Raw genomic sequence first — 464 nt, 5'->3', positions numbered from 1 at the left:
TGGAGCTGGGCCCGGATGGTGTGCTCTCGGGGATGGGTGCGGAGTCCGTCCCGGACATGGTGTTCGCCCCGGTCCTGCGCAAGGATCGGGACGAGGCCGGCTCGCTCGTGGAAGCCCTGGCGCAGGCATACGTCCGGGGACACTCCGTGGACTGGGCTGCGTTCCTCGCCCCGTCCCGTCCCCGGCTGGTGGAGCTGCCCACCTACGCCTTCCAGAAGGAGCGGTACTGGCTGGAGGCGGCCTCGTCCGCCGGCGATGTGTCGTCGGCGGGTCTGGGGGCTGCTGATCATCCTCTGCTCGGTGCTGCGGTGACCCTGCCCGATTCCGACGGCTGTCTGTTCACCGGCCGTCTGTCGCTGGCGTCCCACGCCTGGCTGGCGGACCACGCGGTGCTGGGGGCCGTCCTGCTGCCGGGCACCGCCTTCGTCGAACTCGCCCTCCACGCCGGTGGCCGCGTCGGCTGC

General features: G+C 72.0%; 1 protein-coding gene. It reads left to right on the top strand.

What is annotated here, in order from left to right:
- Positions 1-32: 32 nt before the first annotated feature.
- The coding region (locus GTW67_RS31575) for a polyketide synthase dehydratase domain-containing protein (protein ID WP_524539844.1) at positions 33-464 on the top strand (432 nt) is incomplete at its 3' end.

The organism is Streptomyces sp. SID5910 (assembly GCF_009862125.1).
Taxonomy (GTDB): domain Bacteria; phylum Actinomycetota; class Actinomycetes; order Streptomycetales; family Streptomycetaceae; genus Streptomyces.
This window is presented reverse-complemented; position numbering and strand designations above follow the sequence as displayed.